The organism is Citrobacter sp. EC_71 (assembly GCF_019584005.1).
GTDB lineage: Bacteria > Pseudomonadota > Gammaproteobacteria > Enterobacterales > Enterobacteriaceae > Citrobacter > Citrobacter werkmanii.
The window spans coordinates 22968-49034 of record NZ_VDAY01000015.1; the positions used below are offsets into that span (position 1 = coordinate 22968).

General features: G+C 56.8%; 29 protein-coding genes. 24 read left to right on the forward strand and 5 right to left on the reverse strand.

The window, feature by feature from the left end; translation table 11 throughout:
- Positions 1 to 227: 227 nt before the first annotated feature.
- The 16 genes from FHD02_RS16425 (at position 228) to phnP (ending at position 12077) form a co-directional block, all read left to right on the forward strand.
- Complete coding sequence (locus FHD02_RS16425) at positions 228 to 563, forward strand: zinc ribbon domain-containing protein YjdM (RefSeq protein ID WP_220394094.1); 336 nt, start codon at positions 228 to 230, stop codon at positions 561 to 563.
- A 139-nt stretch (positions 564 to 702) separates the two neighbouring features.
- Positions 703 to 1149: a VOC family metalloprotein YjdN gene (gene yjdN / locus FHD02_RS16430; protein ID WP_220394095.1), complete on the forward strand. Its 447-nt coding sequence runs from the start codon at positions 703 to 705 to the stop codon at positions 1147 to 1149.
- A gap of 132 nt (positions 1150 to 1281) precedes the next feature.
- Positions 1282 to 2070, forward strand: coding sequence for a phosphonate ABC transporter ATP-binding protein (phnC, locus tag FHD02_RS16435; RefSeq protein WP_038636408.1), 789 nt, complete (start codon positions 1282 to 1284; stop codon positions 2068 to 2070).
- Between the two features lie 23 nt (positions 2071 to 2093).
- Positions 2094 to 3110: a phosphonate ABC transporter substrate-binding protein gene (gene phnD / locus FHD02_RS16440; RefSeq protein ID WP_137348831.1), complete on the forward strand. Its 1017-nt coding sequence runs from the start codon at positions 2094 to 2096 to the stop codon at positions 3108 to 3110.
- A gap of 80 nt (positions 3111 to 3190) precedes the next feature.
- Complete coding sequence (gene phnE / locus FHD02_RS16445) at positions 3191 to 3970, forward strand: phosphonate ABC transporter, permease protein PhnE (protein WP_038636402.1); 780 nt, start codon at positions 3191 to 3193, stop codon at positions 3968 to 3970.
- Between the two features lie 20 nt (positions 3971 to 3990).
- On the forward strand, positions 3991 to 4716 hold the full coding sequence (gene phnF / locus FHD02_RS16450) for a phosphonate metabolism transcriptional regulator PhnF (protein WP_220394096.1): 726 nt from the start codon (positions 3991 to 3993) through the stop codon (positions 4714 to 4716).
- Positions 4717 to 5169, forward strand: coding sequence for a phosphonate C-P lyase system protein PhnG (phnG, locus tag FHD02_RS16455; RefSeq protein WP_042312918.1), 453 nt, complete (start codon positions 4717 to 4719; stop codon positions 5167 to 5169).
- On the forward strand, positions 5166 to 5750 hold the full coding sequence (gene phnH / locus FHD02_RS16460) for a phosphonate C-P lyase system protein PhnH (RefSeq protein ID WP_137361142.1): 585 nt from the start codon (positions 5166 to 5168) through the stop codon (positions 5748 to 5750). Before phnG ends, phnH begins: the two co-directional genes overlap by 4 nt.
- Positions 5750 to 6817 carry a carbon-phosphorus lyase complex subunit PhnI gene (locus FHD02_RS16465; RefSeq protein ID WP_137361141.1) on the forward strand — a complete coding sequence of 356 codons (1068 nt, stop codon included), beginning with the start codon at positions 5750 to 5752 and terminating at the stop codon, positions 6815 to 6817. Before phnH ends, FHD02_RS16465 begins: the two co-directional genes overlap by 1 nt.
- A 46-nt stretch (positions 6818 to 6863) precedes the next feature.
- The gene (phnJ, locus tag FHD02_RS16470) at positions 6864 to 7655 is read left to right on the forward strand and encodes an alpha-D-ribose 1-methylphosphonate 5-phosphate C-P-lyase PhnJ (RefSeq protein ID WP_255597337.1); all 792 of its coding nucleotides are present in this window, start codon (positions 6864 to 6866) and stop codon (positions 7653 to 7655) included.
- Entirely contained in the window at positions 7652 to 8410 is a 759-nt protein-coding gene (gene phnK / locus FHD02_RS16475; RefSeq protein WP_042312925.1) for a phosphonate C-P lyase system protein PhnK, read from the forward strand. The genes phnJ and phnK overlap by 4 nt, the downstream gene beginning before the upstream one ends.
- A gap of 108 nt (positions 8411 to 8518) precedes the next feature.
- Complete coding sequence (gene phnL / locus FHD02_RS16480; protein ID WP_042312926.1) at positions 8519 to 9199, forward strand: phosphonate C-P lyase system protein PhnL; 681 nt, start codon at positions 8519 to 8521, stop codon at positions 9197 to 9199.
- The gene (phnM, locus tag FHD02_RS16485) at positions 9196 to 10332 is read left to right on the forward strand and encodes an alpha-D-ribose 1-methylphosphonate 5-triphosphate diphosphatase (protein ID WP_137361139.1); all 1137 of its coding nucleotides are present in this window, start codon (positions 9196 to 9198) and stop codon (positions 10330 to 10332) included. The genes phnL and phnM overlap by 4 nt, the downstream gene beginning before the upstream one ends.
- 2 nt (positions 10333 to 10334) lie before the next feature.
- Positions 10335 to 10889, forward strand: coding sequence for a ribose 1,5-bisphosphokinase (gene phnN / locus FHD02_RS16490; protein WP_038636371.1), 555 nt, complete (start codon positions 10335 to 10337; stop codon positions 10887 to 10889).
- Positions 10876 to 11310, forward strand: coding sequence for an aminoalkylphosphonate N-acetyltransferase (gene phnO, locus FHD02_RS16495; RefSeq protein ID WP_137348835.1), 435 nt, complete (start codon positions 10876 to 10878; stop codon positions 11308 to 11310). The genes phnN and phnO overlap by 14 nt, the downstream gene beginning before the upstream one ends.
- Before the next feature lie 8 nt (positions 11311 to 11318).
- Positions 11319 to 12077, forward strand: a complete 759-nt coding sequence (gene phnP / locus FHD02_RS16500) for a phosphonate metabolism protein PhnP (protein ID WP_220394098.1) — start codon at positions 11319 to 11321, stop codon at positions 12075 to 12077.
- A gap of 51 nt (positions 12078 to 12128) precedes the next feature.
- On the opposite strand, the gene FHD02_RS16505 is transcribed toward phnP, so the two are convergent.
- The 4 genes from FHD02_RS16505 to FHD02_RS16520 form a co-directional block, all read right to left on the reverse strand.
- Positions 12129 to 12470, reverse strand: coding sequence for a HigA family addiction module antitoxin (locus tag FHD02_RS16505; protein WP_220394099.1), 342 nt, complete (start codon positions 12468 to 12470; stop codon positions 12129 to 12131).
- Between the two features lie 20 nt (positions 12471 to 12490).
- Positions 12491 to 12793: a type II toxin-antitoxin system RelE/ParE family toxin gene (locus FHD02_RS16510; protein WP_032942116.1), complete on the reverse strand. Its 303-nt coding sequence runs from the start codon at positions 12791 to 12793 to the stop codon at positions 12491 to 12493.
- Positions 12794 to 12949: 156 nt separating this feature from the next.
- Positions 12950 to 13279 carry a DDRRRQL repeat protein YjdP gene (gene yjdP, locus FHD02_RS16515; protein ID WP_003031807.1) on the reverse strand — a complete coding sequence of 110 codons (330 nt, stop codon included), beginning with the start codon at positions 13277 to 13279 and terminating at the stop codon, positions 12950 to 12952.
- A 69-nt stretch (positions 13280 to 13348) separates the two neighbouring features.
- Entirely contained in the window at positions 13349 to 15613 is a 2265-nt protein-coding gene (locus FHD02_RS16520; protein ID WP_220394100.1) for a hybrid sensor histidine kinase/response regulator, read from the reverse strand.
- A gap of 114 nt (positions 15614 to 15727) precedes the next feature.
- Here FHD02_RS16520 and FHD02_RS16525 point away from each other — a divergent pair, with 114 nt between their 5' ends.
- From FHD02_RS16525 to FHD02_RS16550, 6 genes are all read left to right on the forward strand, one after another.
- The gene (locus tag FHD02_RS16525) at positions 15728 to 17251 is read left to right on the forward strand and encodes a sugar ABC transporter ATP-binding protein (protein WP_042312939.1); all 1524 of its coding nucleotides are present in this window, start codon (positions 15728 to 15730) and stop codon (positions 17249 to 17251) included.
- The gene (locus tag FHD02_RS16530) at positions 17244 to 18239 is read left to right on the forward strand and encodes a ribose ABC transporter permease (RefSeq protein WP_038636347.1); all 996 of its coding nucleotides are present in this window, start codon (positions 17244 to 17246) and stop codon (positions 18237 to 18239) included. The genes FHD02_RS16525 and FHD02_RS16530 overlap by 8 nt, the downstream gene beginning before the upstream one ends.
- A gap of 73 nt (positions 18240 to 18312) precedes the next feature.
- Positions 18313 to 19254 (forward strand): ABC transporter substrate-binding protein, encoded by a 942-nt coding sequence (locus FHD02_RS16535; RefSeq protein ID WP_042312943.1) that lies wholly within the window; start codon positions 18313 to 18315, stop codon positions 19252 to 19254.
- Positions 19255 to 19373: 119 nt separating this feature from the next.
- Positions 19374 to 20057: a D-lyxose/D-mannose family sugar isomerase gene (locus FHD02_RS16540; protein ID WP_042312945.1), complete on the forward strand. Its 684-nt coding sequence runs from the start codon at positions 19374 to 19376 to the stop codon at positions 20055 to 20057.
- 14 nt (positions 20058 to 20071) lie between these two features.
- Positions 20072 to 20932, forward strand: a complete 861-nt coding sequence (locus FHD02_RS16545; RefSeq protein ID WP_137361133.1) for a ketose 1,6-bisphosphate aldolase — start codon at positions 20072 to 20074, stop codon at positions 20930 to 20932.
- Positions 20929 to 21933: a carbohydrate kinase family protein gene (locus tag FHD02_RS16550; protein WP_137361132.1), complete on the forward strand. Its 1005-nt coding sequence runs from the start codon at positions 20929 to 20931 to the stop codon at positions 21931 to 21933. The genes FHD02_RS16545 and FHD02_RS16550 overlap by 4 nt, the downstream gene beginning before the upstream one ends.
- A gap of 87 nt (positions 21934 to 22020) precedes the next feature.
- Here the strand turns inward: FHD02_RS16550 and FHD02_RS16555 are convergent, their stop codons facing one another.
- Complete coding sequence (locus tag FHD02_RS16555) at positions 22021 to 22752, reverse strand: response regulator transcription factor (protein ID WP_220394101.1); 732 nt, start codon at positions 22750 to 22752, stop codon at positions 22021 to 22023.
- A gap of 288 nt (positions 22753 to 23040) precedes the next feature.
- On the opposite strand from FHD02_RS16555, the gene fdhF reads away from it, so the two are divergent.
- Entirely contained in the window at positions 23041 to 25188 is a 2148-nt protein-coding gene (fdhF, locus tag FHD02_RS16560; protein WP_079225655.1) for a formate dehydrogenase subunit alpha, read from the forward strand.
- A gap of 103 nt (positions 25189 to 25291) precedes the next feature.
- Positions 25292 to 25981 (forward strand): Sel1 family TPR-like repeat protein YjcO, encoded by a 690-nt coding sequence (gene yjcO / locus FHD02_RS16565; RefSeq protein WP_079225656.1) that lies wholly within the window; start codon positions 25292 to 25294, stop codon positions 25979 to 25981.
- The last annotated feature ends 86 nt before the right edge of the window (positions 25982 to 26067 follow it).

The following is a 26067-nucleotide window of genomic DNA, read 5'->3' on the forward strand; positions in this document are numbered from 1 at the left end:
TGTTTCGCCTCACCTTATCTTAAATAACTTTGGGTAGCAATTTCCCTTAAAAAATATTGCGCCATACTTCATTGATGTGAAAGCAAAGGATCTTTACAGCAGATCATTTTGCTTTATCGCGCAGTAGTCCCGACAAAAGCAGGGATTTTATGTATAATTGCGGCCTTTTTCGGCAATCTGCCATTTTTTGGGCGCATTTGCCCCTGCTGACTTTTGAGGAAATCGACATGTCATTACCACACTGCCCACAATGCAACTCCGAATACACTTACGAAGATAACGGCATGTTCATCTGCCCGGAATGCGCTCACGAATGGAACGATGCTGAACCGGCTCAGGACAGCGACAAACTCATCGTTAAAGATGCCAACGGCAACCTGCTGGCCGACGGCGACAGCGTTACCGTAGTGAAAGACCTGAAGGTAAAAGGTAGCTCTTCAATGCTGAAGATCGGTACCAAAGTAAAAAACATTCGTCTGGTGGAAGGCGACCACAACATCGATTGCAAAATCGATGGCTTTGGCCCAATGAAGCTGAAATCAGAGTTTGTGAAAAAGAACTGATGCAAATTGCCTGATGGCGCTGCGCTAATCAGGTCTACGTCAGCTCATCTGCCAGGCGGGAAGCTCATACTTCCCGCCTGGTTTATTTTTGCAGACGCTAACTACACTTAACTGGTTTCTTTTACCTGAGGTAAAGATCATGCCGTTAAGTCCCTATATCTCCTTTGCAAGCAACTGCGCAGACGCCATCGCCTACTATCAAAAAACATTAGGCGCCGAGCTTCTCTACAAAATCAACTTCGGTGAAATGCCCAAATCGGCGCAGGACAGTGAAGAAGGTTGCCCTTCAGGAATGAAATTCCCCGATACCGCCATCGCCCACGCCAACCTACGCGTTGCGGGCAGCGACATCATGATGAGCGATAGCGCCCCCGATGGAAATGCCCACTACTCTGGCTTTACACTGGTGCTCGACACGCAAAATGTCGACGAAGGTAAGCGCTGGTTTGATAACCTCGCGGCAAACGGAAAAATCGAAATGGACTGGCAGGAAACCTTCTGGGCCCACGGTTTTGGTAAAGTGAGCGACCAGTATGGCGTGCCGTGGATGATCAACGTCGTCAAACAGCAGCAACCTACCGAGTAATCCAACGGGAGGCTTGCCCTCCCGTACTGTCATTAAAAATCGCTCAACTCTTCATCGTCAAGTAACCATCCCTTAACGAAAGCGTCACATTGATCCGCCACGATGGGGCCACTTTTTTAGGGAGGCCGCATCATGCAAACGATTATCCGCGTCGAGAAACTCTCCAAATCTTTCAACCAGCATCAGGCGCTCAATGCGGTTGATCTGAGCATCTGTTCCGGTGAGATGGTGGCTCTGCTTGGGCCATCTGGCTCCGGCAAATCCACCCTTTTACGTCATTTAAGCGGTTTGATCACAGGTGATAAATCGCCCGGTAGCCACGTCGAGCTGCTGGGTCGCACCGTTCAACACGAAGGTCGGCTGGCGCGCGATATCCGCCAAAGCCGCGCCCACACCGGCTACATCTTCCAGCAGTTCAATCTGGTGAACCGTCTGACGGTGCTGGAGAACGTGCTGATTGGCGCTCTCGGCAGCACGCCATTCTGGCGCACCTGTTTTAGCTGGTTCAGTCAGGAGCAGAAACAACGCGCGCTCCAGGCGCTGACCCGCGTTGGCATGGCGCACTTTGCGTATCAGCGCGTTTCCACGCTTTCGGGTGGGCAACAGCAGCGCGTCGCTATCGCCCGGGCGCTGATGCAGCAGGCCAAAGTGATCCTGGCCGATGAGCCAATTGCCTCGCTGGACCCGGAATCCGCGCGCATCGTGATGGACACCCTGCGCGACATTAACCAGACCGACGGCATCACCGTGGTCGTCACGCTGCACCAGGTGGATTACGCCCTGCGCTATTGCGAACGCATCGTCGCGCTGCGCCAGGGCAACGTCTTCTTTGATGGCAGCAGCCAGCATTTTGATAACGATCGATTTGACCATCTCTATCGCAGCATGAACCGCGTCGAACAGAACGCGCAAGCTGCCTGACATCCCCACAATGAGGAATGGAAATGAGCTATAAGACAGTTGCCGCGCTGGCCTTTACCAGCATGTTTAGTCTCAGCACCCTGCTCAGCCCGGCCCATGCCGAAGAGCAGGAGAAAGCGCTGAACTTCGGCATTATTTCGACCGAATCACAGCAAAACCTGAAGCCGCAGTGGGAACCGTTCCTGAAGGACATGGAAAAATCACTGGGCGTGAAAGTGAACGCCTTCTTCGCCCCGGACTACGCCGGGATCATCCAGGGAATGCGCTTTAACAAAGTCGATATCGCCTGGTACGGCAACCTCTCGGCAATGGAAGCGGTGGATCGCGCTAACGGACAAGTGTTTGCCCAGACCGTCGCCGCCGACGGATCCCCGGGTTACTGGAGCGTGTTGATCGTTAACAAAGATAGTCCGATCAACAACCTGAACGATCTGATCGCCAAACGTAAGGATCTGACCTTCGGCAACGGCGATCCCAACTCCACGTCAGGCTTCCTCGTCCCCGGCTACTACGTCTTCGCCAAAAACAACATCTCCGCCAGCGACTTCAAACGCACCGTTAACGCCGGACACGAAACCAACGCGCTGGCCGTCGCCAACAAGCAGGTCGATGTCGCCACCAACAACACCGAAAACCTCGACAAACTGAAAACTTCCGCACCGGAAAAACTGAAAGAGCTGAAGGTGATCTGGAAGTCACCGCTGATCCCGGGCGATCCGATCGTCTGGCGTAAAAACCTCTCCGAAACCACCAAGGACAAGGTGTACGACTTCTTTATGAATTACGGCAAAACGCCGGAGCAGAAAACCGTACTGGAGCGTCTGGGCTGGGCGCCGTTCCGTGCCTCCAGCGACCTGCAACTGGTGCCGATTCGTCAACTGGCGCTGTTTAAAGAGATGCAGGGCGTGAAGGACAACAAAGGGCTGAACGAGGAAGAGAAAGCCAGCAAAACCTCGGTGCTGAAAGCGCAGCTCGACGACCTTGACCGTCTGACCGCCGCACTGGGTGCTATGACCAGCGTCACTAAAGCTGTGCAGTGATTTGTAGACCGGATTGTAGGCCGGATAAGCACAGCGCCATCCGGCCTACAACGCAAACACACGTACCAACGGAGCTAAACATGCAAACCATCACCGTCGCCCCGCCCAAACGTAGCTGGTTCTCGCTGCTGAGCTGGGCCATTCTTCTCGCCGTGCTGGTGGTCTCGTGGAAAGGTGCCGAAATGGCGCCGCTCACGCTGATCCAGGATTCTGGCAATATGGCGACCTTCGCCGCCGACTTCTTCCCGCCGGACTTCAGCCAGTGGCAGGACTATCTCGGTGAAATGGCCGTCACCCTGCAAATCGCCGTCTGGGGGACCGCCCTCGCCGTTGTACTGTCGATCCCCTTCGGCCTGATGTGCGCCGATAACCTCGTGCCGTGGTGGATTTACCAGCCGATGCGCAGAGCGATGGACGCCTGCCGCGCCATCAATGAAATGGTCTTCGCGATGCTGTTCGTGGTCGCCGTCGGCTTAGGTCCATTCGCCGGGGTGATGGCGCTGTTTATCCACACTACCGGGGTGCTCTCCAAACTGCTTTCCGAAGCGGTAGAAGCCATTGAGCCAGGTCCGGTAGAAGGCATTCGCGCCACCGGGGCTAACAAAATTGAAGAGATCCTCTACGGCGTTTTGCCGCAGGTGATGCCGCTGCTGATCTCCTACTCGCTGTACCGTTTTGAGTCCAACGTTCGCTCGGCCACGGTGGTCGGCATGGTGGGCGCGGGCGGTATCGGCGTGACCTTATGGGAGGCAATTCGCGGCTTCCAGTTCCAGCAAACCTGCGCCCTGATGGTGTTAATCATCGTCACCGTCAGTCTACTGGATTTCCTTTCCCAGCGTTTGCGTAAGCACTTTATCTGATTAGCGAGGCATTGATTGCTATGCACTTGTCTACACATCCGACCAGTTATCCAACGCGTTATCAGGAAATTGCCGCGAGACTTGAGCAGGAGCTTCGTCAACATTATCGCTGCGGGGACTATCTGCCCGCCGAGCAGCAGCTTGCCGCGCGCTACGAGGTGAATCGCCATACCCTGCGCCGCGCTATTGACCAGTTGGTTGAGCGCGGTTGGGTTCAACGTCGCCAGGGCGTTGGCGTGCTGGTGCTGATGCGCCCGTTTGATTACCCGCTCAATGCCCAGGCGCGTTTCAGTCAGAACCTGCTGGATCAGGGCAGCCACCCCACCAGCGAAAAACTGCTGGCGGTGCTGCGCCCGGCCTCCAGCCATATTGCCGACGCGCTCAGCATTAACGAAGGCGACAACGTGATTCACCTGCGCACTCTGCGCCGGGTTAACGGCATCGCCCTGTGCCAAATCGACCACTATTTTTCCGACCTCACGCTGTGGCCGCTTATGCAGGGCTTTAACAGCGGTTCGCTGCATAACTACTTACGCGAAGAGTCCGGTCTGACGCTCCAGCGCACGCAAACGCGCATCAGCGCTCGCCGGGCCCAGGCCAAAGAGAGCAAGGTGTTGGAAATCCCCAATATGGCGCCGCTGCTGTGCGTGCGCACCCTGAACCACCGTGAAGGCGAAAAGCAGGCAGCGGAATACTCCGTCAGCCTGACCCGCGCCGACATGATCGAATTCACTATGGAGCACTGAATGCATTTCGATACCGCCACCCGCCAGCGCTGGATGCGCGCGCTGGCTTATAGCAATGCCGATGCCCTGAGTGCCCGCATCAACGCGCTCAAACTGACGCCGGACTATGAACTTATCCGCGCACCGGAATGCGGACTGCTGCAAATCCAGGCCCGCATGGGCGGCACCGGCAATCGCTTCTTTGCTGGCGACACCACGCTCACCCGCGCGGTGGTGCGCCTGAAGAGCGGCACGCTGGGTTACAGCTACCTGCTGGGACGTAACAAACACCATGCCGAGCAGTGCGCGGTAATTGACGCACTGCTGCAGGAACAAACGCATTTCCAAAGCTTAATGGAAACCTTGATTGCCCCGCTGGAAGCGGAACGCGATGCGCTGATTAGCGCACGCCGTGCCGAAATCAACGCCAGCCGGGTCGACTTCTTCACGCTGGTACGCGGAGATAACGCATGACCTTACAAACCGCTTTTAATTTACCCGTTCAGGATGCGCAGCAGAGCTTTCGTCGCCTGCTGAAGGCCATGAGCGAGCCGGGCGTGATCGTCGCCCTGCATCAACTGAAACACGGCTGGCAGCCGCTGAGTCTGGCAACCACCAGCGTGCTGCTGACTCTGGTTGATGGCGACACGCCGGTCTGGCTGGCGCCGTCGATGGATAACGATATTGCCCGGCAGAATCTGCGTTTTCATACCAACGCGCCGCTGGTGGATCAGCCGCAGCTGGCGGCATTTGCCGTCGCCGACGAACGCATCAGCAGCGAACAGCTAAACGCTCTCTCCGCCGGTTCCGCCGTCGCGCCAGAGACCAGCGCCACGCTGATTGTTCAGGTCTCTGGCTTAAGCGGCGGACGCATGCTGCGTCTGACCGGCGCCGGTATTGCCGAAGAACGCATGATCGCGCCGCAGCTGCCGGAATGCCTGATTCACGAACTCACCGAACGCCCGCATCCGTTCCCGCTGGGAGTCGATCTGATCCTCACCTGCGGCGAACGCCTTCTGGCTATTCCGCGAACGACTCATGTGGAGGTGTGCTGATGTACGTCGCCGTAAAAGGGGGCGAAAAGGCGATAGCCAACGCCCACGCCCTGCAGGAAAACCGACGCCGGGGCGAGGAGACCATTGCCGAACTGAGCGTCGCACAAATCGAACAGCAGATGAACCTGGCTGTCGACCGGGTGATGACCGAAGGCGGCATCGCCGACCGCGAACTGGCGGCGCTGGCGCTAAAGCAGGCCAGCGGCGATAACGTCGAAGCCATCTTTTTGCTGCGTGCCTACCGCACGACGCTGGCAAAAGTGGCGGTCAGCGAGCCGCTTAACAGTGCAGAAATGCGCCTTGAGCGCCGAATCTCGGCGGTCTACAAGGACATCCCCGGCGGGCAGTTGTTAGGTCCTACCTACGACTACACCCATCGCCTGCTGGATTTTACCCTGCTGGCCAATGGTGAAACGCCGCCGCTGCGCTGCGCGGATAGCACGCAGGATGCCTCCCCGCACGTCTTTTCCCTGCTGGCCAATCAGGGGCTGGCAAAACGCGAAGAAGATAACGGCGACGCGCCCGACGATATCACTCGCACACCGCCGGTTTATCCGTGCTCGCGTGCCTCACGCCTGCAACAGCTGATGCGCGGCGACGAAGGCTATCTGTTGGCACTGGCCTACTCCACCCAACGCGGTTACGGACGCAACCACCCGTTTGCCGCCGAGATCCGCAGCGGTTACGTAGCACTGGAAACCGTACCGGAAGAGCTGGGATTTGCGGTAAACGTCGGCGAACTGCTGATGACTGAGTGTGAAATGGTCAACGGCTTTGTCGCACCAGAGAACGAATCTCCCCATTTTACCCGCGGCTACGGGCTGGTGTTCGGCATGAGCGAACGTAAAGCAATGGCGATGGCGCTGGTGGACCGCGCCTTACAGGCAGTCGAATACAATGAAACGGTCACGGGACCGGCGCAGGACGAAGAGTTCGTGCTGGCGCATGCGGATAACGTCGAGGCGGCGGGTTTTGTATCGCACCTCAAGCTCCCCCATTACGTCGATTTCCAGGCCGAACTGGAACTGCTCAAACGCCTGCAACAGGAGGCCGCCCGTGACCGCTAACCTCTCCGGCTACAACTTTGCGTATCTTGATGAACAGACCAAACGCATGATCCGCCGCGCCATTTTAAAAGCGGTAGCCATCCCCGGCTATCAGGTGCCGTTCGGCGGACGCGAAATGCCGATGCCCTACGGCTGGGGCACGGGCGGCATTCAGCTTACCGCCAGCGTGATTGGCGAACCGGACGTGCTGAAGGTGATTGATCAGGGTGCGGACGACACCACCAACGCGGTGTCGCTCCGCAACTTCTTCAAACGCGTAACGGGCGTGGCGACGACGGAGCGTACCGAAGACGCCACACTGATCCAGACCCGCCACCGCATCCCGGAAACACCCTTGGTGGAAGATCAGATAATCATCTTCCAGGTGCCAATCCCCGAGCCGCTGCGCTTTATTGAACCGCGCGAAACAGAAACCCGCACCATGCACGCGCTGGAAGAGTACGGCATCATGCAGGTGAAACTGTATGAAGATATCGCCCGCTTCGGCCATATCGCCACGACCTACGCCTATCCGGTGAAGGTCAATGACCGCTACGTCATGGACCCGTCGCCCATCCCGAAATTCGATAATCCGAAGATGGACATGATGCCGGCCCTGCAACTGTTTGGCGCAGGTCGCGAAAAGCGCATCTATGCCGTTCCTCCTTATACCCGCGTGGAGAGCCTCGATTTCGACGATCACCCGTTTACCGTGCAGAGCTGGGATGAGCCTTGCGCCATCTGCGGCTCTACCCACAGCTATCTCGATGAAGTAGTGCTCGATGACACCGGCAAACGCATGTTTGTCTGCTCCGACACCGACTACTGCCGCCAACAGAGCGAGGCTCTCAGCAAATGACGCAACCGCTGCTTTCAGTCAACAACCTGACTCACCTCTACGCGCCGGGCAAAGGCTTCAGCGACGTCTCGTTTGACCTGTGGCCTGGCGAAGTGCTGGGTATCGTCGGCGAGTCCGGTTCCGGCAAAACCACCCTGCTGAAATCAATCTCTTCACGGCTGACGCCGCAGAACGGTGACATTTTGTATCAGAACCGTTCGTTGTACGGCATGAACGAGGCCGACCGCCGCCGTCTGCTGCGCACCGAGTGGGGCGTGGTGCATCAGCATCCGCTGGATGGCCTGCGCCGTCAGGTTTCCGCAGGCGGCAATATCGGCGAACGCCTGATGGCCACCGGCGCGCGCCACTATGGCGACATCCGTGCCACCGCACAGCGTTGGCTGGAGGAGGTGGAGATCCCTGCCTCACGTATCGACGACCTGCCGACCACCTTCTCCGGCGGGATGCAGCAACGCCTGCAGATCGCCCGCAACCTCGTCACCCACCCAAAGCTAGTGTTTATGGATGAACCCACCGGCGGGCTGGACGTGTCGGTACAAGCCAAACTGCTGGATTTGCTGCGTGGCCTGGTGGTGGAACTGGATCTGGCGGTGGTGATTGTCACCCACGATCTGGGCGTGGCGCGTCTACTGGCGGACCGTTTGCTGGTGATGAAGCAGGGTCAGGTGGTGGAAAGTGGGTTAACCGACCGCGTACTCGACGATCCGCATCATCCGTATACCCAGTTGCTGGTGTCGTCGGTATTGCAGAACTGATTTTTTGTTGTGCCCGATGGCGCTGCGCTGTTCGGGCCTACCTGGATCGCACTTTTGTAGGCCGGATAAGGCGCAGCCGCCATCCGGCAAAAAAATCTCGAGGCAAAGATGATTCGCGTTGAAAACGTCAGTAAAACCTTCGTGCTCCACCAGCAAAACGGCGTACGTCTGCCGGTGCTGCAAAACGCCACTCTGGCAGTGAAAAGCGGCGAATGCGTGGTGCTGCACGGCCACTCCGGCAGCGGAAAATCCACGCTGCTGCGTTCGCTGTACGCCAACTACCTGCCAGATGAAGGACACATCCACATTCGCCACAGCGATGAATGGGTCGATCTGGTGCAGGCCCCGGCGCGCAAAGTGCTGGAAGTTCGCCGTTCAACCATCGGCTGGGTGAGCCAGTTTCTGCGCGTGATCCCAAGGATTTCCGCGCTGGATGTGGTGATGCAGCCGCTGCTGGATCTCGGCGTATCCCGTGAAGAATGCGCCGCGAAAGCCGCCAGCCTGTTAACGCGTCTCAACGTACCGGAACGTCTGTGGCACCTCGCGCCATCGACCTTTTCCGGCGGCGAACAGCAGCGCGTCAATATCGCCCGTGGGTTTATCGTCGATTACCCTATTCTGCTGCTCGATGAGCCGACCGCCTCGCTGGACGCCAAAAACAGCGCTGCCGTAGTGGCGCTGATCGAAGAGGCGAAAGCCCGCGGCGCAGCCATTGTCGGTATTTTTCACGATCAAACCGTGCGCGACCGCGTAGCGGACCGTCTGCACCTGATGGGAACAACAGCATGATTATCAACAATGTAAAGCTGGTTCTGGAAGATGAAGTGGTGCAAGGATCGCTGGAAATTGAGGGAGGGGTTATTCGCGCATTTGCAGAAACCCAGAGCCGTCTGCCGGAGGCTTTAGACGGCGAAGGCGGCTGGCTGCTGCCAGGGTTGATTGAGCTGCATACCGATAATCTGGATAAATTCTTCACCCCGCGCCCGAAGGTCGACTGGCCTGCCCACTCGGCGATGAGCAGCCATGACGCGCTAATGGTCGCCAGCGGCATTACTACCGTGCTGGATGCGGTGGCGATTGGCGACGTGCGCGACGGCGGCGATCGGCTCGAAAATCTGGAGAAGATGATCAACGCCGTGGAAGAGACACAAAAACGCGGGGTCAATCGCGCCGAACACCGCCTGCATCTGCGCTGCGAATTGCCGCACCACACCACCCTGCCGCTGTTTGAAAAACTGGTCGGGCGCGAGCCGGTGACGCTGGTTTCACTGATGGATCATTCGCCGGGCCAGCGCCAGTTCGCCAATCGAGAAAAGTACCGCGAGTATTATCAGGGCAAATATTCGCTCACCGACGAGCAGATGGCCCGCTATGAAGAAGAACAGTTAGCGCTGGCGGCGCGTTGGTCACAGCCCAATCGTAACGCCATCGCCCAGCTTTGCCGCGAACGTAATATCGCGCTGGCGAGCCATGACGATGCCACCAGCGAACATGTGCTGGAATCGCACCAACTTGGCAGCGTGATCGCCGAATTTCCCACCACTTTCGCGGCGGCTGAAGCCTCGCGCCAGCATGGCATGAACGTGCTGATGGGCGCGCCGAACATCGTGCGCGGAGGGTCTCACTCCGGCAATGTGGCGGCGCATAAGCTGGCTGAACTGGGGCTGCTGGATATTCTTTCTTCCGATTACTACCCCGCCAGCCTGCTCGACGCGGCATTTCGCGTGGCGGATGACGACGCCAACCGCTTTACCCTGCCGCAGGCGATTCGTCTGGTGACCCGCAATCCGGCGCGGGCATTGAATCTCGACGATCGCGGCGTTGTTGCCGAAGGTAAACGGGCGGATCTGGTGCTGGCACACCGCAAAGGGGGCAACATCCATATCGACCACGTCTGGCGTCAGGGCAAAAGGGTATTCTGACTATGGGGAAACTGATCTGGCTGATGGGGCCATCCGGCTCTGGTAAGGACAGTCTGCTGGCAGAACTCCGCCTGCAGGAACCCGCGCAACTACTGGTGGCGCATCGATACATCACCCGTGCCGCTAACGCCGGGAATGAAAATCATATTGCGCTGAGTGAACAAGAATTTTTTACCCGCGCCGGGCAGAATCTGCTGGCGCTGAGCTGGCACGCGAACGGCTTCTACTACGGCGTGGGCGTGGAGATTGACCTCTGGCTGCACGCCGGTTTTGATGTGGTGGTCAACGGATCGCGCGCCCATCTGCCCCAGGCGCAGGCTCGTTACGGCGCGTCGTTACTTCCTATTTGCTTACAGGTTTCCCCAGCGATTCTACGGCAGCGTCTGCAGGCGCGTGGGCGGGAGAGTGAAACGGAAATCGCCGCCCGCCTTGAACGCGCGGCCCGCTACGCGCCGTATGACTGCCACGTCCTCAACAATGATGGCAGTTTGCTACAGTCTGTCGATACACTGCTCGCACTGATGGGACGCAAGGAGAAGAAACATGTCTGTCTGTGAATTACGCCGCGCCACGCTCTACGATACCGATGCGGTTTACGCGCTTATCTGTGAACTCAAGCAGGGACAATTCGATCACCAGGCCTTTAACGCCGGATACGCCGCGAATCTGCAAGATCCTAACATGCACTACCAGTTGGCGCTGCTCGACGGGCAGGTCGTCGGCTTGATCGGTCTGCACCTGCAGTTTCATCTGCACCACGCCAACTGGATTGGCGAAATCCAGGAACTGGTGGTAATGCCACAGGCGCGAGGATTAACGGTAGGCAGCCAGCTACTGGCCTGGGCCGAAGCCACCGCGCGCGAAGCAGGCGCAGAAATGACCGAGCTTTCCACCAGCACCCAACGCCTTAACGCGCATCGTTTTTACCAGCGCGAAGGCTATACCCAGAGCCATTTTCGCTTCACCAAACCGTTGTAGGAGGAGCCATGAGTCTGACCATTACGCTGACGGGAACCGGCGGCGCGCAGCTGGTGCCGGCATTTGGCTGCGACTGCGCGGCCTGTCAGCGGGCGCGCTTACAGGCGCAATACCGTCGACGCCCCTGTAGCGGGGTGGTCAAATTCAATCATGCGGTGACCCTGCTGGACGCGGGGAGCCCGCATCTGATGGACGACTGGCCAGCGGGCAGCTTTCAGCAGTTTCTGCTGACCCACTATCATATGGATCATGTGCAGGGGTTGTTCCCGTTGCGCTGGGGCGTAGGGGCGAATATCCCGGTGTACGGCCCGCCGGATGAACAGGGTTGCGACGATCTGTTTAAGCATCCCGGTATTCTCGATTTTAGCCATACCGTCGCGCCGTTCGTGGTGTTTGAGCTGCAAGGGTTGCAGGTGACGCCGCTGCCGCTCAACCATTCAAAACTAACGTTTGGCTATCTGTTCGAGACCGCGCACAGCCGCGTGGCGTGGCTCTCCGACACCGCCGGGCTTCCCGATAAGACGCTGAAGTTTCTCCACAATAACCCACCGCAGGTGATTATCATCGACTGCAGCCATGCCCCGCGCGCCGAGCCGCCGCGCAATCATTGCGATCTCAATACCGTCATCGCGCTGAACGAGGTTATGCGCTGTCCAAGGGTGATCCTGACGCATATCAGCCACCAGTTCGACCAGTGGTTAATGGAAAATCCGCTGCCGGCAGGCATCGAAGCAGGATATGATGGGATGGAGATTGTGCTGGATTAGCGAGATTTGCCGGACGCGGTGAAACACCTGCTCCGGCCTATAAGCAGCCTATCAGGCGACTTTCTTAGTGGCGACATTTCGCTGCGCGACAAAGTCTTTAACAGACATAATACGGTTCAGTTCTTCTTGCGCCCGCATATCATTTTCAACTTCCCACAGGTCAACCGCCGCCTGTAGGTTACGCCAGAAATCAACGGAGGTATCGAACGCTTTTGCCAAACGAAACGCCATATCCGTTGTTAATTTGCGATTATTGTTGACTAGTGCGCTCACTGTATTACGGTGAACATGCAGAATTTCAGCCAGATCGTTGATTTTCAGATCAAGCGGTTCCAGGTATTCATATTGCAGGATATCACCCACAGTCGTTGGTTTTCTGGATGCCTGTTTCATATCGTTACCTTACGTTTTCTCTAATAGATATGTGGATCTAAGTACACATCTTCGGCCTTACCATTAATCCATTTAAATATTAATCGGTACTGCTTGTTTACTCTGATTGAAGAATATTCCTGTAACTTTCCGGTTAACTCTTCATATCTGTTACCGGGTGGCGAGCGCAAATCCCGATGCGAAACAGCCGCATTAATGATATCCAGCTTTCTGGCTAATGCAGTGTGAATATCCGCAGGTATTTTTCTGTGCGATGTCGCCCGTTCAAAAAAATCTTCAAGCCATGTATCCCGAAAATTTCTGATATTTAATGATTTAGACATTCCATTGCCAGCACCTTTTCCATAAGCATAGAGAGATTGTAGTGCATACATGCACTGTGCTCAAGTGCATTAATTAACATAAAATGGCGAGCTGTTGGGCGTGCAGGATAATCCGTGCCAGAAAGATAAAATACTCATAAATTTAAATCGTTACCGCTAACGATCGTAATCTTCTTCCATTCTGCGCTCTTCGTCTTCTAACTGACGCCGTTCTTGATCGAGCTGGCGCTGACGGTCATCCAGTTGGCGACGTCGATCTTCAAACTGGCGGCGGCGATTGTCATATTGCCTGCGCCGGTCGTCACTCATCTGGCGCTGCCAGCTTTCATCACGCGAATCATCATAATCCCGCCCGTTGTCCGGTTTGTATGCGTCGTTAATCGCCTGCTGAATATTACCAATGGCGTCATCGATAATATCCGCCTGTGCCGATACGGTGGTCAGCATTAGCAAACTAAAAAGAAGGAATGTCGCGGAGCGTTGCATAAAACCAGCCTCATCAAGAAACTCGCCCCACGGTAATCAAAGCGTATTTGCACGGGTAGCGGAGGAATCTCAATTACGCGAATGCCGCAGCGCCTGCGCCAGTTCTGTCCGGGTAAAGGGTTTACGCAATAACGCCACATCCGGCAGCGCTGGGTTATTGGCCGGACGCAAATCCTGACCGCTCATCAGCAGGATGTTCAGCTGCGGATAATGTGCCTGAGCATGATTAACCACATCCACGCCGCTTAAACCACCGGGCAGCATGACGTCGCTGATAAAAATATCAATCTCGGATGAAGCCGCCAGCATGTGCATCGCCTGTTCCCCGTTGGCGGCTTCTAATGTCAGGTAGCCCAGCAGGTGTAATTGCTCACACAACGTCTGGCGCACATCAGCCTCGTCCTCAAGCACCAGCACCAGTTTTTCACCGCTGTTCGCCGCATGTACCGCCACCGGTTCTGCCTGAGCCTGCACCGGCACTACGGCGCGAGGAAGCTGCAACCTGACCGTCGTTCCCTGCCCCGGCGCGCTTTCAATCTCCACGCGCCCGCCGGACTGACGTACAAAGCCGTAGACCATTGATAACCCCAGCCCGCTGCCGCTGCCGGTCTGTTTGGTGGTGAAAAACGGCTCAAAGACCTGAGCTTTCACCTCCTGCGACATCCCGCTACCCTGGTCGGCCACCTCCAGCATCACCATATCCTGCTTACGCCCATCGCTGCGCGTGACCCGCTGGTTCCAGGTACGGATTTTAATCGTGCCCGCCTGCCCATCCATGGCGTCACGGGCGTTCATCACCAGATTGATAATGGCGTTTTCCAGTTGGCTGACGTCAATCCACGCGGGCCAGGCGGGAGACTGGGCTTCAATCTCCAGCGTCAACGTGGCCGGAAGAGAGTGGCGCATCAGTTCGCCCAGATTTTCCAGCAGCGTTTTCAGCTCCACCGCATGAGGGTGCAACGACTGTTTGCGCGAAAAGGCCAGCAGTCGCTGGGTAAGCAGCGCCCCGCGCTCGGCGGCTTTTAGCGCCCGATTTACCCGTGGCGCATCGGGCGACTCCGGATTCACCAGATCCAGACTGCCAATAATAACCGCCAGCAGGTTATTGAAATCATGCGCTAATCCGCCCGTCAGTTGCCCCACCGCCTTCAGCTTTTGGCTGTGCAGCAGCGCCTCTTCCAGTTCCTGGCGCTCGGTGCGGTCGATTTCCATCTGGCTGGTTTTTTCTTTGAGTAATCGGGTTGTGTGCTCCAGCGACGCCGTATTCCGGGCAAAGACGCTAAAAGCACGGGCCAGTTCGCCCAGCTCATCGCGCCGCTGCAGGGCCGGCACGCTGACGTCCGATTCGCCGTGCGCCAACCGGGTCATCGCCTGCGAAATTGCCGTCAGGTTAGAGCCGAGATTACGATAGATATACCAACCGGCAAAACCGGTAATCACTACGGCCAGCAACGCAAACACCATAATAAACAACGCGCCGGATTGCAGTTCCTGATGGCTTTGCGCCACCCGCTGCTCAGAAATCAGCGCCACCTGCGAGGCATATTGATTGATATCGCTATTAAGGATCGCCACCAGCGCTTTGATATGAAACATATACCAATTGATCGCCAGATCGCTCTGCTCCAGCGCGGAAGAAAGCGGCTCCAGCTTATGCAGTTCCTGATTGAAATCGTTGAGGATTCTGCTTATCAACGGGCTGGAGTGATGTAAAGGCAGCGCGGTCATCACGCTGTCGAGTTGTTTCACCACCGATCGCGGCGTGGGAGTCTCAATGGCGGCAACGATCAAGCGGTCTATTTGCCCCAGCAGCATGTCATCCTGCGCGCCGGTAAGCGTTTGCAGATGACGCAAATAGCTTTGATTCTGATACAGCGAACTGAGCAGCGCGTTACGTTCCAGATGCCGCCGCTGTCCGCGCTGCAACATCCCTTCTACGCTGCTTTGTAGTTCATTGCTGCGCTGGATAATACGCTCGACCAGCACCGGCTCCTGCTGAGCCAGCGGCGCGGTAGCCAGTTGTTGCAGCGACTGCTTCAGCGCCCGCTGGGTCTCCTGCAACCGCTCCGCTTCACCTTTGTATTCCAGCGCACCGACCACCTGCGAGAGCCGCACCGCCGCCGTCGCCACATTGGCCGTATCGCGCGCCAGGTTCATGCTGCCGGTCATGTCATCGACAGTTTGCTGCTGCACCTGCTCCTGGATCTGGCTGGCATGCTGAAAGCCCAGCACCGCCACGCCGCTCACCATCAGCGTGACCGCCACCACCAGCAGATTGAAGAACAGCAATCGTCCGCGCGCACTGGCGAAAAAGTGACGTCCCGGTTGCGGCATATCACGCTCCGTGAAGAAAAATCGCAATATGACAAATATGAACGGCTTCTGACATTTTGCATTTACATTCCTGTGATGGACTGCTGATATCGGCCACCCCACAGGAGATCCGCTATGAGCAGGACACCGGTTCTGGAGATGCGCAACATTGCCAAAGCGTTTGGCAAATTTTACGCGCTGAAAGGGGTCGATTTAACCGTCTGGCCGGGTGAGATTCATGCCCTGATGGGCGAGAATGGCGCGGGGAAAAGCACCCTGATGAAGATCCTCGCGGGTGCCTATACCGCCACCAGCGGCGAGATCCTGATTGACGGTCAGCCGTTCCACATTCGTGGGCCAAAAGATGCGCTCAGCGCGGGCATCACGCTGATTTACCAGGAGATGCAGCTGGCGCCCAACCTGACGGTGGCGGAAAATATCTTTCTTGGCAGCGAGCTGTCGCGCGGCGGTCTGGTCCAGCGTAAAGAGATGGTGCTGCAGTCGCAGAAAGTCATCGACCGACTCGGCGCCCAGTTTAAGGCCAGCGATCGCGTGATGACGTTGACCATCGCCGAACAGCAGCAGGTGGAAATCGCCCGCGCTCTGCACCGTAACAGCCGCATTCTGGTGATGGATGAACCCACCGCCGCCCTCTCGTCACGTGAAACCCACCGTCTGTTTGAACTGATCATGCGCCTGCGCGATGAGGGGATGGCGATTATCTACATCAGCCACCGCATGGCGGAAGTGTACGAACTCTCCGATCGCGTCAGCGTCCTGCGCGACGGGCAATACGTCGGTAGCCTGACCCGCGACAAGCTCAACGCCGCGGAGCTGGTGCGCATGATGGTGGGCCGTCCGCTAAGCGATCTGTTCAACAAAGAGCGCGATATTCCCTTAGGTAAAGCGCGCCTCAACGTCCACCACCTGACCGACGGTCATAAAGTCCAGCCGTGCAGCTTGTTGGTACGCTCCGGGGAGATCGTCGGCCTCGCCGGGTTAGTTGGCGCCGGGCGTTCTGAACTGGCGCAGCTGATTTTTGGCGTGCGTAAAGCCATCGGCGGCATGATTGAAGTAGACGGTGAACCGGTGGTGATCCACTCCCCGCGCGAAGCGATTGATCACGGCATCGGCTTTCTGACCGAGAACCGCAAAGAACAGGGGCTGTTTTTAGAACTGGCGGCAGCAGAGAACATCACCATGGCGACGCTGGAGCGCGATGCCAACTGGGGCATGCTCGATCGCAAAAAGGCGCAGGCCATTTCCGATGACGCTATCAAACTGCTCAACATTCGCGTGCCGCACGCGCAGGTACGCGCAGGTGGGCTGTCCGGCGGCAATCAGCAAAAATTATTGATCTCACGCTGGGTGGCGATCGGCCCACGCATTTTGATCCTCGATGAACCCACGCGCGGGGTAGACGTTGGCGCGAAAAGCGAGATCTACCGGATCATGAACGACATGGCGCGCAAAGGCGTGGCGATCCTGATGATCTCCAGCGAATTGCCGGAAGTCGTTGGCATGAGCGATCGCGTGTACGTCATGCGCGAAGGCAGCATTGCCGGCGAGCTGAACGGACAAAGTATTACCCAGGAAAATATTATGACGCTGGCGACCGGCGTGAACGACTCCCATCATCAGGCGGTGCCCCATGAATAATCCAACCACTCCCCAGCAGGTGGCGAAATCCACCACCGCAAAAAAGATGCTGATGAGCGATCTGATGCAAACGGTCGGCATCTTACCGATTTTGATCCTGATTGTGGCGGTATTTGGTTTTATTGCGCCCAATTTTTTCACCGAGAGCAATCTGCTGAATATTACCCGCCAGGCCTCGATCAATATCGTGCTGGCGGCTGGCATGACCTTTATCATTTTGACCGGCGGGATCGATCTCTCAGTTGGCTCGATTCTCGGCACCACCGCCGTAGCGGCGATGGTCGTTTCTCTTATTCCTGAGTTTGCCATGCTGTCGATTCCGGCGGCGCTGATGCTCGGCCTGGTGCTGGGGCTGTTTAACGGTGCGCTGGTGGCTTTTGCCGGGCTGCCGCCGTTTATCGTCACGCTTGGAACCTATACAGCTCTGCGCGGCGCGGCCTATCTGTTGGCCGATGGCACCACGGTGATTAACTCCAACATCAGCTTTGAGTGGATCGGCAACAACTATCTCGGCCCGGTTCCGTGGCTGGTAGTCATTGCGCTGGCGGTGGTGGTGGTGTGCTGGTTTATTCTGCGCCGCACTACGCTCGGCGTTCATATCTACGCGGTCGGCGGCAACATGCAGGCCGCACGCTTAACCGGGATCAAAGTGTGGCTGGTGCTGCTGTTCGTTTACGGCATCAGCGGTTTGCTTTCAGGCCTGGGTGGGGTGATGAGCGCCTCGCGACTGTACAGCGCCAACGGCAACTTAGGTATGGGTTACGAGCTGGACGCCATCGCGGCGGTGATCCTCGGCGGCACCAGCTTCGTCGGCGGGATCGGCACCATCACCGGCACGCTGGTGGGGGCGCTGATCATCGCCACGCTCAATAACGGCATGACGCTAATGGGCGTCTCCTATTTCTGGCAACTGGTGATCAAAGGGGCGGTGATCATCATAGCGGTGCTGATCGACAAATACCGTACCCGACACCATCAAAGTGCATAGACAAGCTTGCCGGATGGCGGCGTAATCGCTTTGTCCGGCCGATAACAACAATACCCTACGTGAGGAAACGAGTATGCGTTTGAAGCCATTAGTGACCGCGCTCTGTGCTGGCGCACTGCTTGCTGCAGCTCCGTTTGTGCAGGCAAAAGAACTGAAATCGATCGGCGTTACGGTGGGCGACCTGGCGAACCCATTCTTCGTGCAAATAACCAAAGGCGCGGAGCTGGAGGCACGTAAACTGGCGGGTGATAGCGTCAAAGTGACGCTGGTCTCCAGCGGCTACGATCTGGGGCAACAGGTGTCGCAAATCGACAACTTTATTGCCGCCAAAGTCGACATGATTATCCTTAACGCCGCGGACTCCAAAGGCATCGGTCCGGCGGTAAAACGCGCGAAAGACGCCGGGATTGTGGTGGTGGCCGTTGACGTGGCGGCGGAAGGCGCAGACGCGACCATCACCTCCGATAACACTCAGGCGGGTGAAATGGCCTGCAAATACATTACCGACCGTCTGAAAGGGAAAGGCAACGTCGTCATCATCAACGGACCGCCGGTTTCCGCCGTCCAGAACCGTGTGGAAGGCTGCCAGACCGAGTTCAAACGCCATCCGGACATCAAGGTGCTGTCGTATAACCAAAACGCCAAAGGCAGCCGCGAGGGCGGGCTGGAGATCATGACCGCGCTGCTGGCGGCAAATCCGAAGATCGACGGTGTATTCGCCATTAACGATCCCACGGCGATCGGTGCCGATCTGGCGGCAAAACAGGCGCAGCGTAACGAATTCTTTATTGTCGGCGTCGACGGATCGCCAGACGGTGAAGAGGCGCTGAAGCGCGAAAACTCATTATTTGTGGCGACGCCGGCACAAGATCCGCAGGTGATGGCTGCCAAAGCGGTCGAAATCGGCTATGACATACTGCAGGGGAAACCCGCCCCAAAAGAGCCCGTGCTGATCCCGGTGACAATGATCGATAAAAACAACGTTGCCAATTATAAAGGTTGGACGGTGAAATAACCCGCCACAGCAACGTCGGATAGCGGTAAAAATGCCTTCTCCGGCCTACAAGATCGGTATGAATTTGTAGGCCGGATAAGCGCAGCGCCATCCGGCATTATTCTAAGGAGAATTCTGCGATGAAACGCTCCGCAATAAACGAAATCCTTGGCCACACGCGCCAGTTTTTTTCTCTGCACGACGTGCACCTCCCCCCTTTCGCCAGTTTCCCGCCGACCCAATGGCGCAAGCTTGATGCCTCTGCCTGGAGCGAAGTTTTCGACCTTAAGCTCGGTTGGGATGTCACCGCCTTTGGCGGCAACAATTTCGCCGCGCAAGGGTTAACGCTGTTCACCCTGCGTAATGGCTCGCCGAAAGGTATGCCTTACGAGAAATGCTACGCCGAGAAAATCATGCATGTTCGCGAGGCGCAGGTCACGCCGATGCATTTTCACTGGCGCAAACGCGAAGACATTATCAATCGTGGCGGCGGTAATTTAATAGTGGAACTGTGGAATGCGGGGCTGCGGGAGCAAACGGAGGACAGCGACGTGAACGTGGTGATTGACGGCTGTCGGCAAACCCATGCCGCGGGCAGCCAACTGCGCCTGACGCCGGGTGAGAGCATCTGCCTGCCGCCGGGCCTGTATCACAGCTTCTGGGCGGAAAAAGGTTTTGGCGACGTGCTGGTTGGCGAAGTCTCATCTATTAATGACGACGACCACGATAACCATTTTCTGCAACCTATCACCCGCTATAACGACATTGAAGAAGATGAACCGGCGCAGCTGGTGCTGTGTAACGAATATCGCCTGTTCCGCTAACCAAGGAGCGCATTATGCCGTTGATATCTCTCGCCGATGGCCTCGCCCATGCCCGTGAGCACCGCTATGCATTAGGCGCATTTAACGTTCTGGACTCGCATTTCCTGCGCGCCCTGTTTGCCGCGGCTAAACAGGAACGTTCGCCGTTTATCATCAACATCGCCGAGGTGCATTTTAAATACATCTCGCTGGATTCTCTGGTCGAAGCGGTCAAATTCGAAGCCGCCAGGCACGACATTCCGGTGGTGCTGAACCTTGACCACGGCCTGCACTTTGAGTCAGTGGTGCGGGCGCTACGCTTAGGTTTCAGTTCAGTGATGTTCGATGGTTCCACGCTGGAGTATGAAGAAAATATCCGCCAGACCCGCGAAGTGGTGAAGATGTGTCATGCCGTCGGCGTCTCGGTGGAAGCCGAACTGGGTGCGGTGGGCGGTGATGAGGGCGGCGCGCTGTACGGTCATGCTGACGAGTCGTTGTTTACCGACCCGATGATGGCGCGTGATTTCGTCGACAGAACCGGGATTGACGCGCTGGCGGTCGCCATTGGCAATGCGCACGGCAAATATAAAGGCGAACCGGAACTCGACTTCCCGCGTCTGGACGCTATTCGCCAGCAGGCGGCGATCCCGCTGGTACTGCACGGCGGTTCAGGCATCAGCGATAACGATTTCAAGCGCGCAATTGAACTCGGTATTCACAAAATCAACTTCTACACCGGCATGTCGCAGGCGGCGCTGACAGCGGTAGAGTCACGGATGGCCAATCGGCAGCCGCTGTACGACGAGTTTGCCGAACTGCTGCTGGCTATTGAAGAGGCCATTACCGATACCGTTTCAGAACAAATGCGCATTTTTGGCAGCGCGGGGCAGGTCTGATGGAACGCAAAGGCGTTATCGCCGCAGGCAACATGCTGGTCGATCATGTCCATCAAATTGTGCAATGGCCGGAACGCGGCTGGCTGGCGGAAATCACTCGAAGCGAACGCGCCACGGGTGGTGCGCCGCTGAACGTGCTGCTGACGCTGGCAAAAATGCACACTGGGCTGCCGCTGCAGGCGGTGGGGTTAATCGGTCAGGACAGCGACGGCGACTACATCATGGCGATGCTGGAGCAGTATCACGTTAATCGCCAGCATGTGCAGCGCACCACATTCGCCCCCACGTCGATGTCGCAGGTGATGACCGACCCCAGCGGGCAGCGAACCTTTTTTCACTCGCCCGGCGCCAATCGACTACTGGATTTACCCGCCTTTGAGCAACTGGATACCTCGATGAAAATCTTCCATCTTGGCTATCTGCTGCTGCTCGACAGTCTGGACATGCCGGATGAGGAGTACGGGACGCGTAGCGCACGGCTGCTGGCGCAAATGCGCGACAACGGCTTTGAAACGTCCCTGGATCTGGTCTCGCGTAAGGGCGACCCGCGCTACCAACCACTGGTGATGCCGGCCCTGCGCCATCTCGACTATCTGGTGATTAACGAGCTGGAGGCCGGGGAGTTCAGCGGGCTGGAGATTCGCCAGACCAACGGCGAGCTGCATATTCCCCATATCGCTACCGCCGCGCGCGAACTGCTGGATGCAGGCGTGCGCCAGCGGGTGGTGATCCACTGTCCGGAAGGTGCCTGGGGTGAAGCGCCGGATCTGCCGGGCGTCTGGATACCGTCACAGTTACTGGCGCAAGAAGAGATTGTCGGTAGCGTCGGCGCAGGAGATGCGTTTTGCGCCGGATTTCTGTATGGCTGTCATGAGCGCTGGTCGCTGGCAGACAGCATCAGACTGGCGCACGCCTGTGCGCGGGCAAGCTTGCTGTGCGCTAACGCGATAGATGGCGCGAAAACGCTGGCAGAGTTGAAAGCAGAAATGGCTGACGCCTGATGCGCTACGCTTATCAGGCCTACGGGGTCGTTATCGCTTTTGTAGGCCGGATAAGGCGTTTACGCCGCATCCGGCAACTGCGCACGATCACGCCGCTTTATCGTGATGCTGCACATCGGCGGCAAACACATAGCCCAGCCCGCGCAGGGTTTTGATCAGCATTGGCTGGTGCGGGTTGTTCTCTATTTTGCGCCGCAGCCGCATGATTAACACGTCAATGGTGCGGTCAAACACCTCAACGCTGTCGCTGCGCGTCAGTTCCAGCAATTGCTCACGGCTGAGCACCCGACGAGCGTTCTGCGCCAGTGCCAGCAGCAGGCTGTATTCGCCCTGCGTCAGCTCCACCTTCAGTTGTTGAGGGTTATGTAACTGGCAACCGGCGGTATCGAGATGCCAGCCATTAAAAGAAAGCCCCGTGGTTTGCGGGCCGCCGCTTTCCGCCGTTAACACGCCGACGCGCCTGAGCACCGCCTTTACCCGCGCCACCAGCACCCGCGCATTGAATGGTTTACCGATATAGTCATCAGCGCCCATTTCCAGCCCGACAACCACATCCGACTCGCTGCCTAAGCCCGTCAGCATGACTACCGGTAATCCGGGCCTCATCTTTTGCACCTGCTGCAACACCATCAGACCGTTGATATCGGGCAACATCATGTCCAGCAATACCAGAGCGATATCCGGCTGAGTCTCAATGCAGCGCAGCGCCTCCTGTCCGCTATGGCACGCGCTCACTGCAAAGACGTGCTCGCTCAGCACGTCCTGTAATAGCGTGCAGACAGCCTCGTCATCATCCACAACCAGTATGGCTGGCTTCATTGTTTTTCCCCATTTCTGGCCAACTTAAATGAGTGTGATTGATTCTGCACAGAGTGACAGCGATAAGGCACAAGGTTGTGCGGGAAACATAACCTCGGTCACACTGCCGGACCGTCACGTATTGGAGATTCGTCACGTCAAATATGACGACAGCCTGTTTTTCGTCAGAGTTTTGACCAAAAATCGCCCGTAATATCGACTAATGCCCCTGAAAAAAACATGGCATAAAAGATGCATAAGCAAAGCGACAAGCGCGTATGCGCGATTTGATTAACTGGAGCGAGACCGATGAAAAAAGTCGTCACGGTTTGCCCATATTGCGCATCAGGTTGCAAAATCAACCTGGTGGTCGATAACGGCAAAATCGTCCGGGCTGAGGCGGCGCAGGGGAAAACCAACCAGGGTACCCTGTGTCTGAAGGGCTACTATGGCTGGGATTTTATTAATGATACCCAGATCCTGACCCCTCGTCTGAAAACCCCAATGATCCGTCGCCAGCGTGGCGGCAAACTGGAATCTGTTTCCTGGGATGAAGCGCTGAATTACGTCGCCGATCGCCTGAGCGCCATCAAAGCGAAGTACGGCCCGGACGCTATTCAGACGACCGGTTCATCTCGCGGTACAGGTAACGAAACCAACTATGTAATGCAAAAATTCGCGCGCGCCGTTATTGGTACCAATAACGTTGACTGCTGCGCTCGCGTCTGACACGGCCCTTCGGTTGCAGGTCTGCACCAATCGGTCGGTAACGGCGCAATGAGTAATGCTATCAATGAAATTGATAACACGGATTTAGTGTTCATCTTCGGGTATAACCCGGCGGATTCCCACCCGATCGTGGCGAATCACGTAATTAACGCTAAACGTAACGGGGCGAAAATTATCGTCTGCGATCCGCGCAAAATTGAAACCGCGCGTATTGCCGACATGCACATCGCGTTGAAAAACGGCTCGAACATCGCGCTGCTCAACGCCATGGGGCATGTCATCATCGAAGAAAAACTGTACGACCAGGCGTTCGTCGCCTCCCGTACGGAAGGATTCGAAGAGTACAGCAAGATTGTCGAAGGCTATACGCCGGAGTCTGTCGAAGATATCACGGGCGTTAGCGCGCACGATATTCGTCAGGCTGCACGTATGTACGCCACGGCGAAAAGCGCGGCAATTCTGTGGGGCATGGGTGTGACCCAGTTCTATCAGGGTGTGGAAACCGTGCGTTCACTGACCAGCCTCGCGATGCTGACCGGTAACCTCGGTAAGCCAAGCGTGGGCGTTAACCCGGTTCGTGGCCAGAACAACGTTCAAGGCGCCTGCGACATGGGCGCGCTGCCGGATACCTATCCGGGCTATCAGTACGTTAAGTTCCCGGAAAACCGCGAGAAGTTCGCTAAAGCCTGGGGCGTGGAAAGCCTGCCTGCACATACCGGCTATCGCATCAGCGAACTGCCGCACCGTGCGGCGCATGGCGAAGTGCGCGCGGCGTACATTATGGGTGAAGATCCATTACAGACCGATGCTGAGCTCTCCGCAGTGCGCAAAGGCTTTGAGGATCTGGAACTGGTCATCGTGCAGGATATCTTCATGACCAAAACCGCCGCTGCCGCAGACGTTATTTTACCGTCTACGTCATGGGGCGAGCATGAAGGCGTCTTCTCTGCGGCTGACCGTGGCTTTCAGCGCTTCTTTAAAGCCGTTGAGCCGAAGTGGGATCTGAAAACGGACTGGCAGATTATCAGTGAAATCGCCACCCGTATGGGCTACCCGATGCACTACAACAACACCCAGGAAATCTGGGACGAGTTGCGTCATCTGTGCCCGGATTTCTACGGTGCCACTTACGAGAAAATGGGCGAACTGGGCTATATCCAGTGGCCTTGCCGCGACACCTCAGATGCCGACCAGGGTACGTCTTACCTCTTCAAAGAGAAATTTGACACCCCGAACGGCCTGGCGCAGTTCTTCACCTGCGACTGGGTAGCGCCAATCGACAAACTCACCCCAGAGTACCCGATGGTACTGTCGACGGTGCGTGAAGTCGGCCACTACTCTTGCCGTTCGATGACCGGTAACTGTGCGGCGCTGGCCGCGCTGGCGGATGAGCCTGGTTATGCCCAGATCAACACCGCTGACGCAGAGCGTCTGGGTATTCAGGATGAAGATCTGGTGTGGGTTAACTCACGTAAAGGCCGGGTTATTACCCGCGCGGCAGTCAGCGATCGTCCAAACAAAGGTGCGATTTACATGACCTACCAGTGGTGGATTGGGGCATGTAATGAACTGGTAACCGAGAACTTAAGCCCGATTACCAAAACGCCGGAGTACAAATACTGTGCCGTTAACGTTGAACGCATTGCCGATCAGCGCGCTGCCGAGCAGTATGTTATTGATGAGTACACCAAGCTGAAAGCCAGCCTGCGCGAAAGCGCGATGGGTTAGTCCGTTTACGTACCTGTTCTGCAACAGCCTCCGCCCGGAGGCTGTTTTTTTATCCATACGATCTCTTTATACTGTTCATTCCGTACCCTAAATAAAACTCAAAATGAAACAACTTCTTGCATTGATGTTCCTCGTGACATTCTTTGCCCATGCCAGTGATACTGAGCCAGGAAGCCAGTATTTACAGGCAGCAGAGGCAGGTGACCGACGCGCACAGTATTTCCTCGCCGATACCTGGTTCAGTTCAGGCGATTTGAGTAAAGCCGAATACTGGGCGCAAAAAGCCGCCGACAACGGTGATGCGGATGCATATGCTTTGTTGGCGCAGATTAAGATAACCAACCCGGTCAGTCTGGATTACCCTCAGGCCAAAACGCTGGCGGAAAAAGCGACGCAGGCGGGCAGTAAGGCTGGGGAAATTACGCTGGCGCGTATTCTGGTGAACACCCAGGCAGGCCGCACCGATTACCCCAAAGCCATTACCTTGCTGCAAAACGCCTCCGAGGATCTGGAGAATGACTCCGCCGTCGACGCGCAAATGCTGCTCGGGCTGATTTACGCCAACGGCGTAGGCATTCCTGCTGACGATGAGAAAGCGACGTGGTATTTCAAGCGTAGTTCAGCCATTTCCCGCACCGGTTATTCCGAATACTGGGCCGGGATGATGTTCTTAAACGGCGAGCAGGGTTTTATCGAGAAGAATAAACAGAAAGCGCTGCACTGGTTGAATCTGAGCTGTATGGAAGGATTCGATACCGGCTGCGAAGAGTTTGATAAGTTAACCAACGGGTAATAGTTTGCATTGCCGGATGAACGTAGTCGTTGTAGGCCTGATAAGCGTAGCGCCATCAGGCAACCCGGAGCAGGTTGCCGGATGGC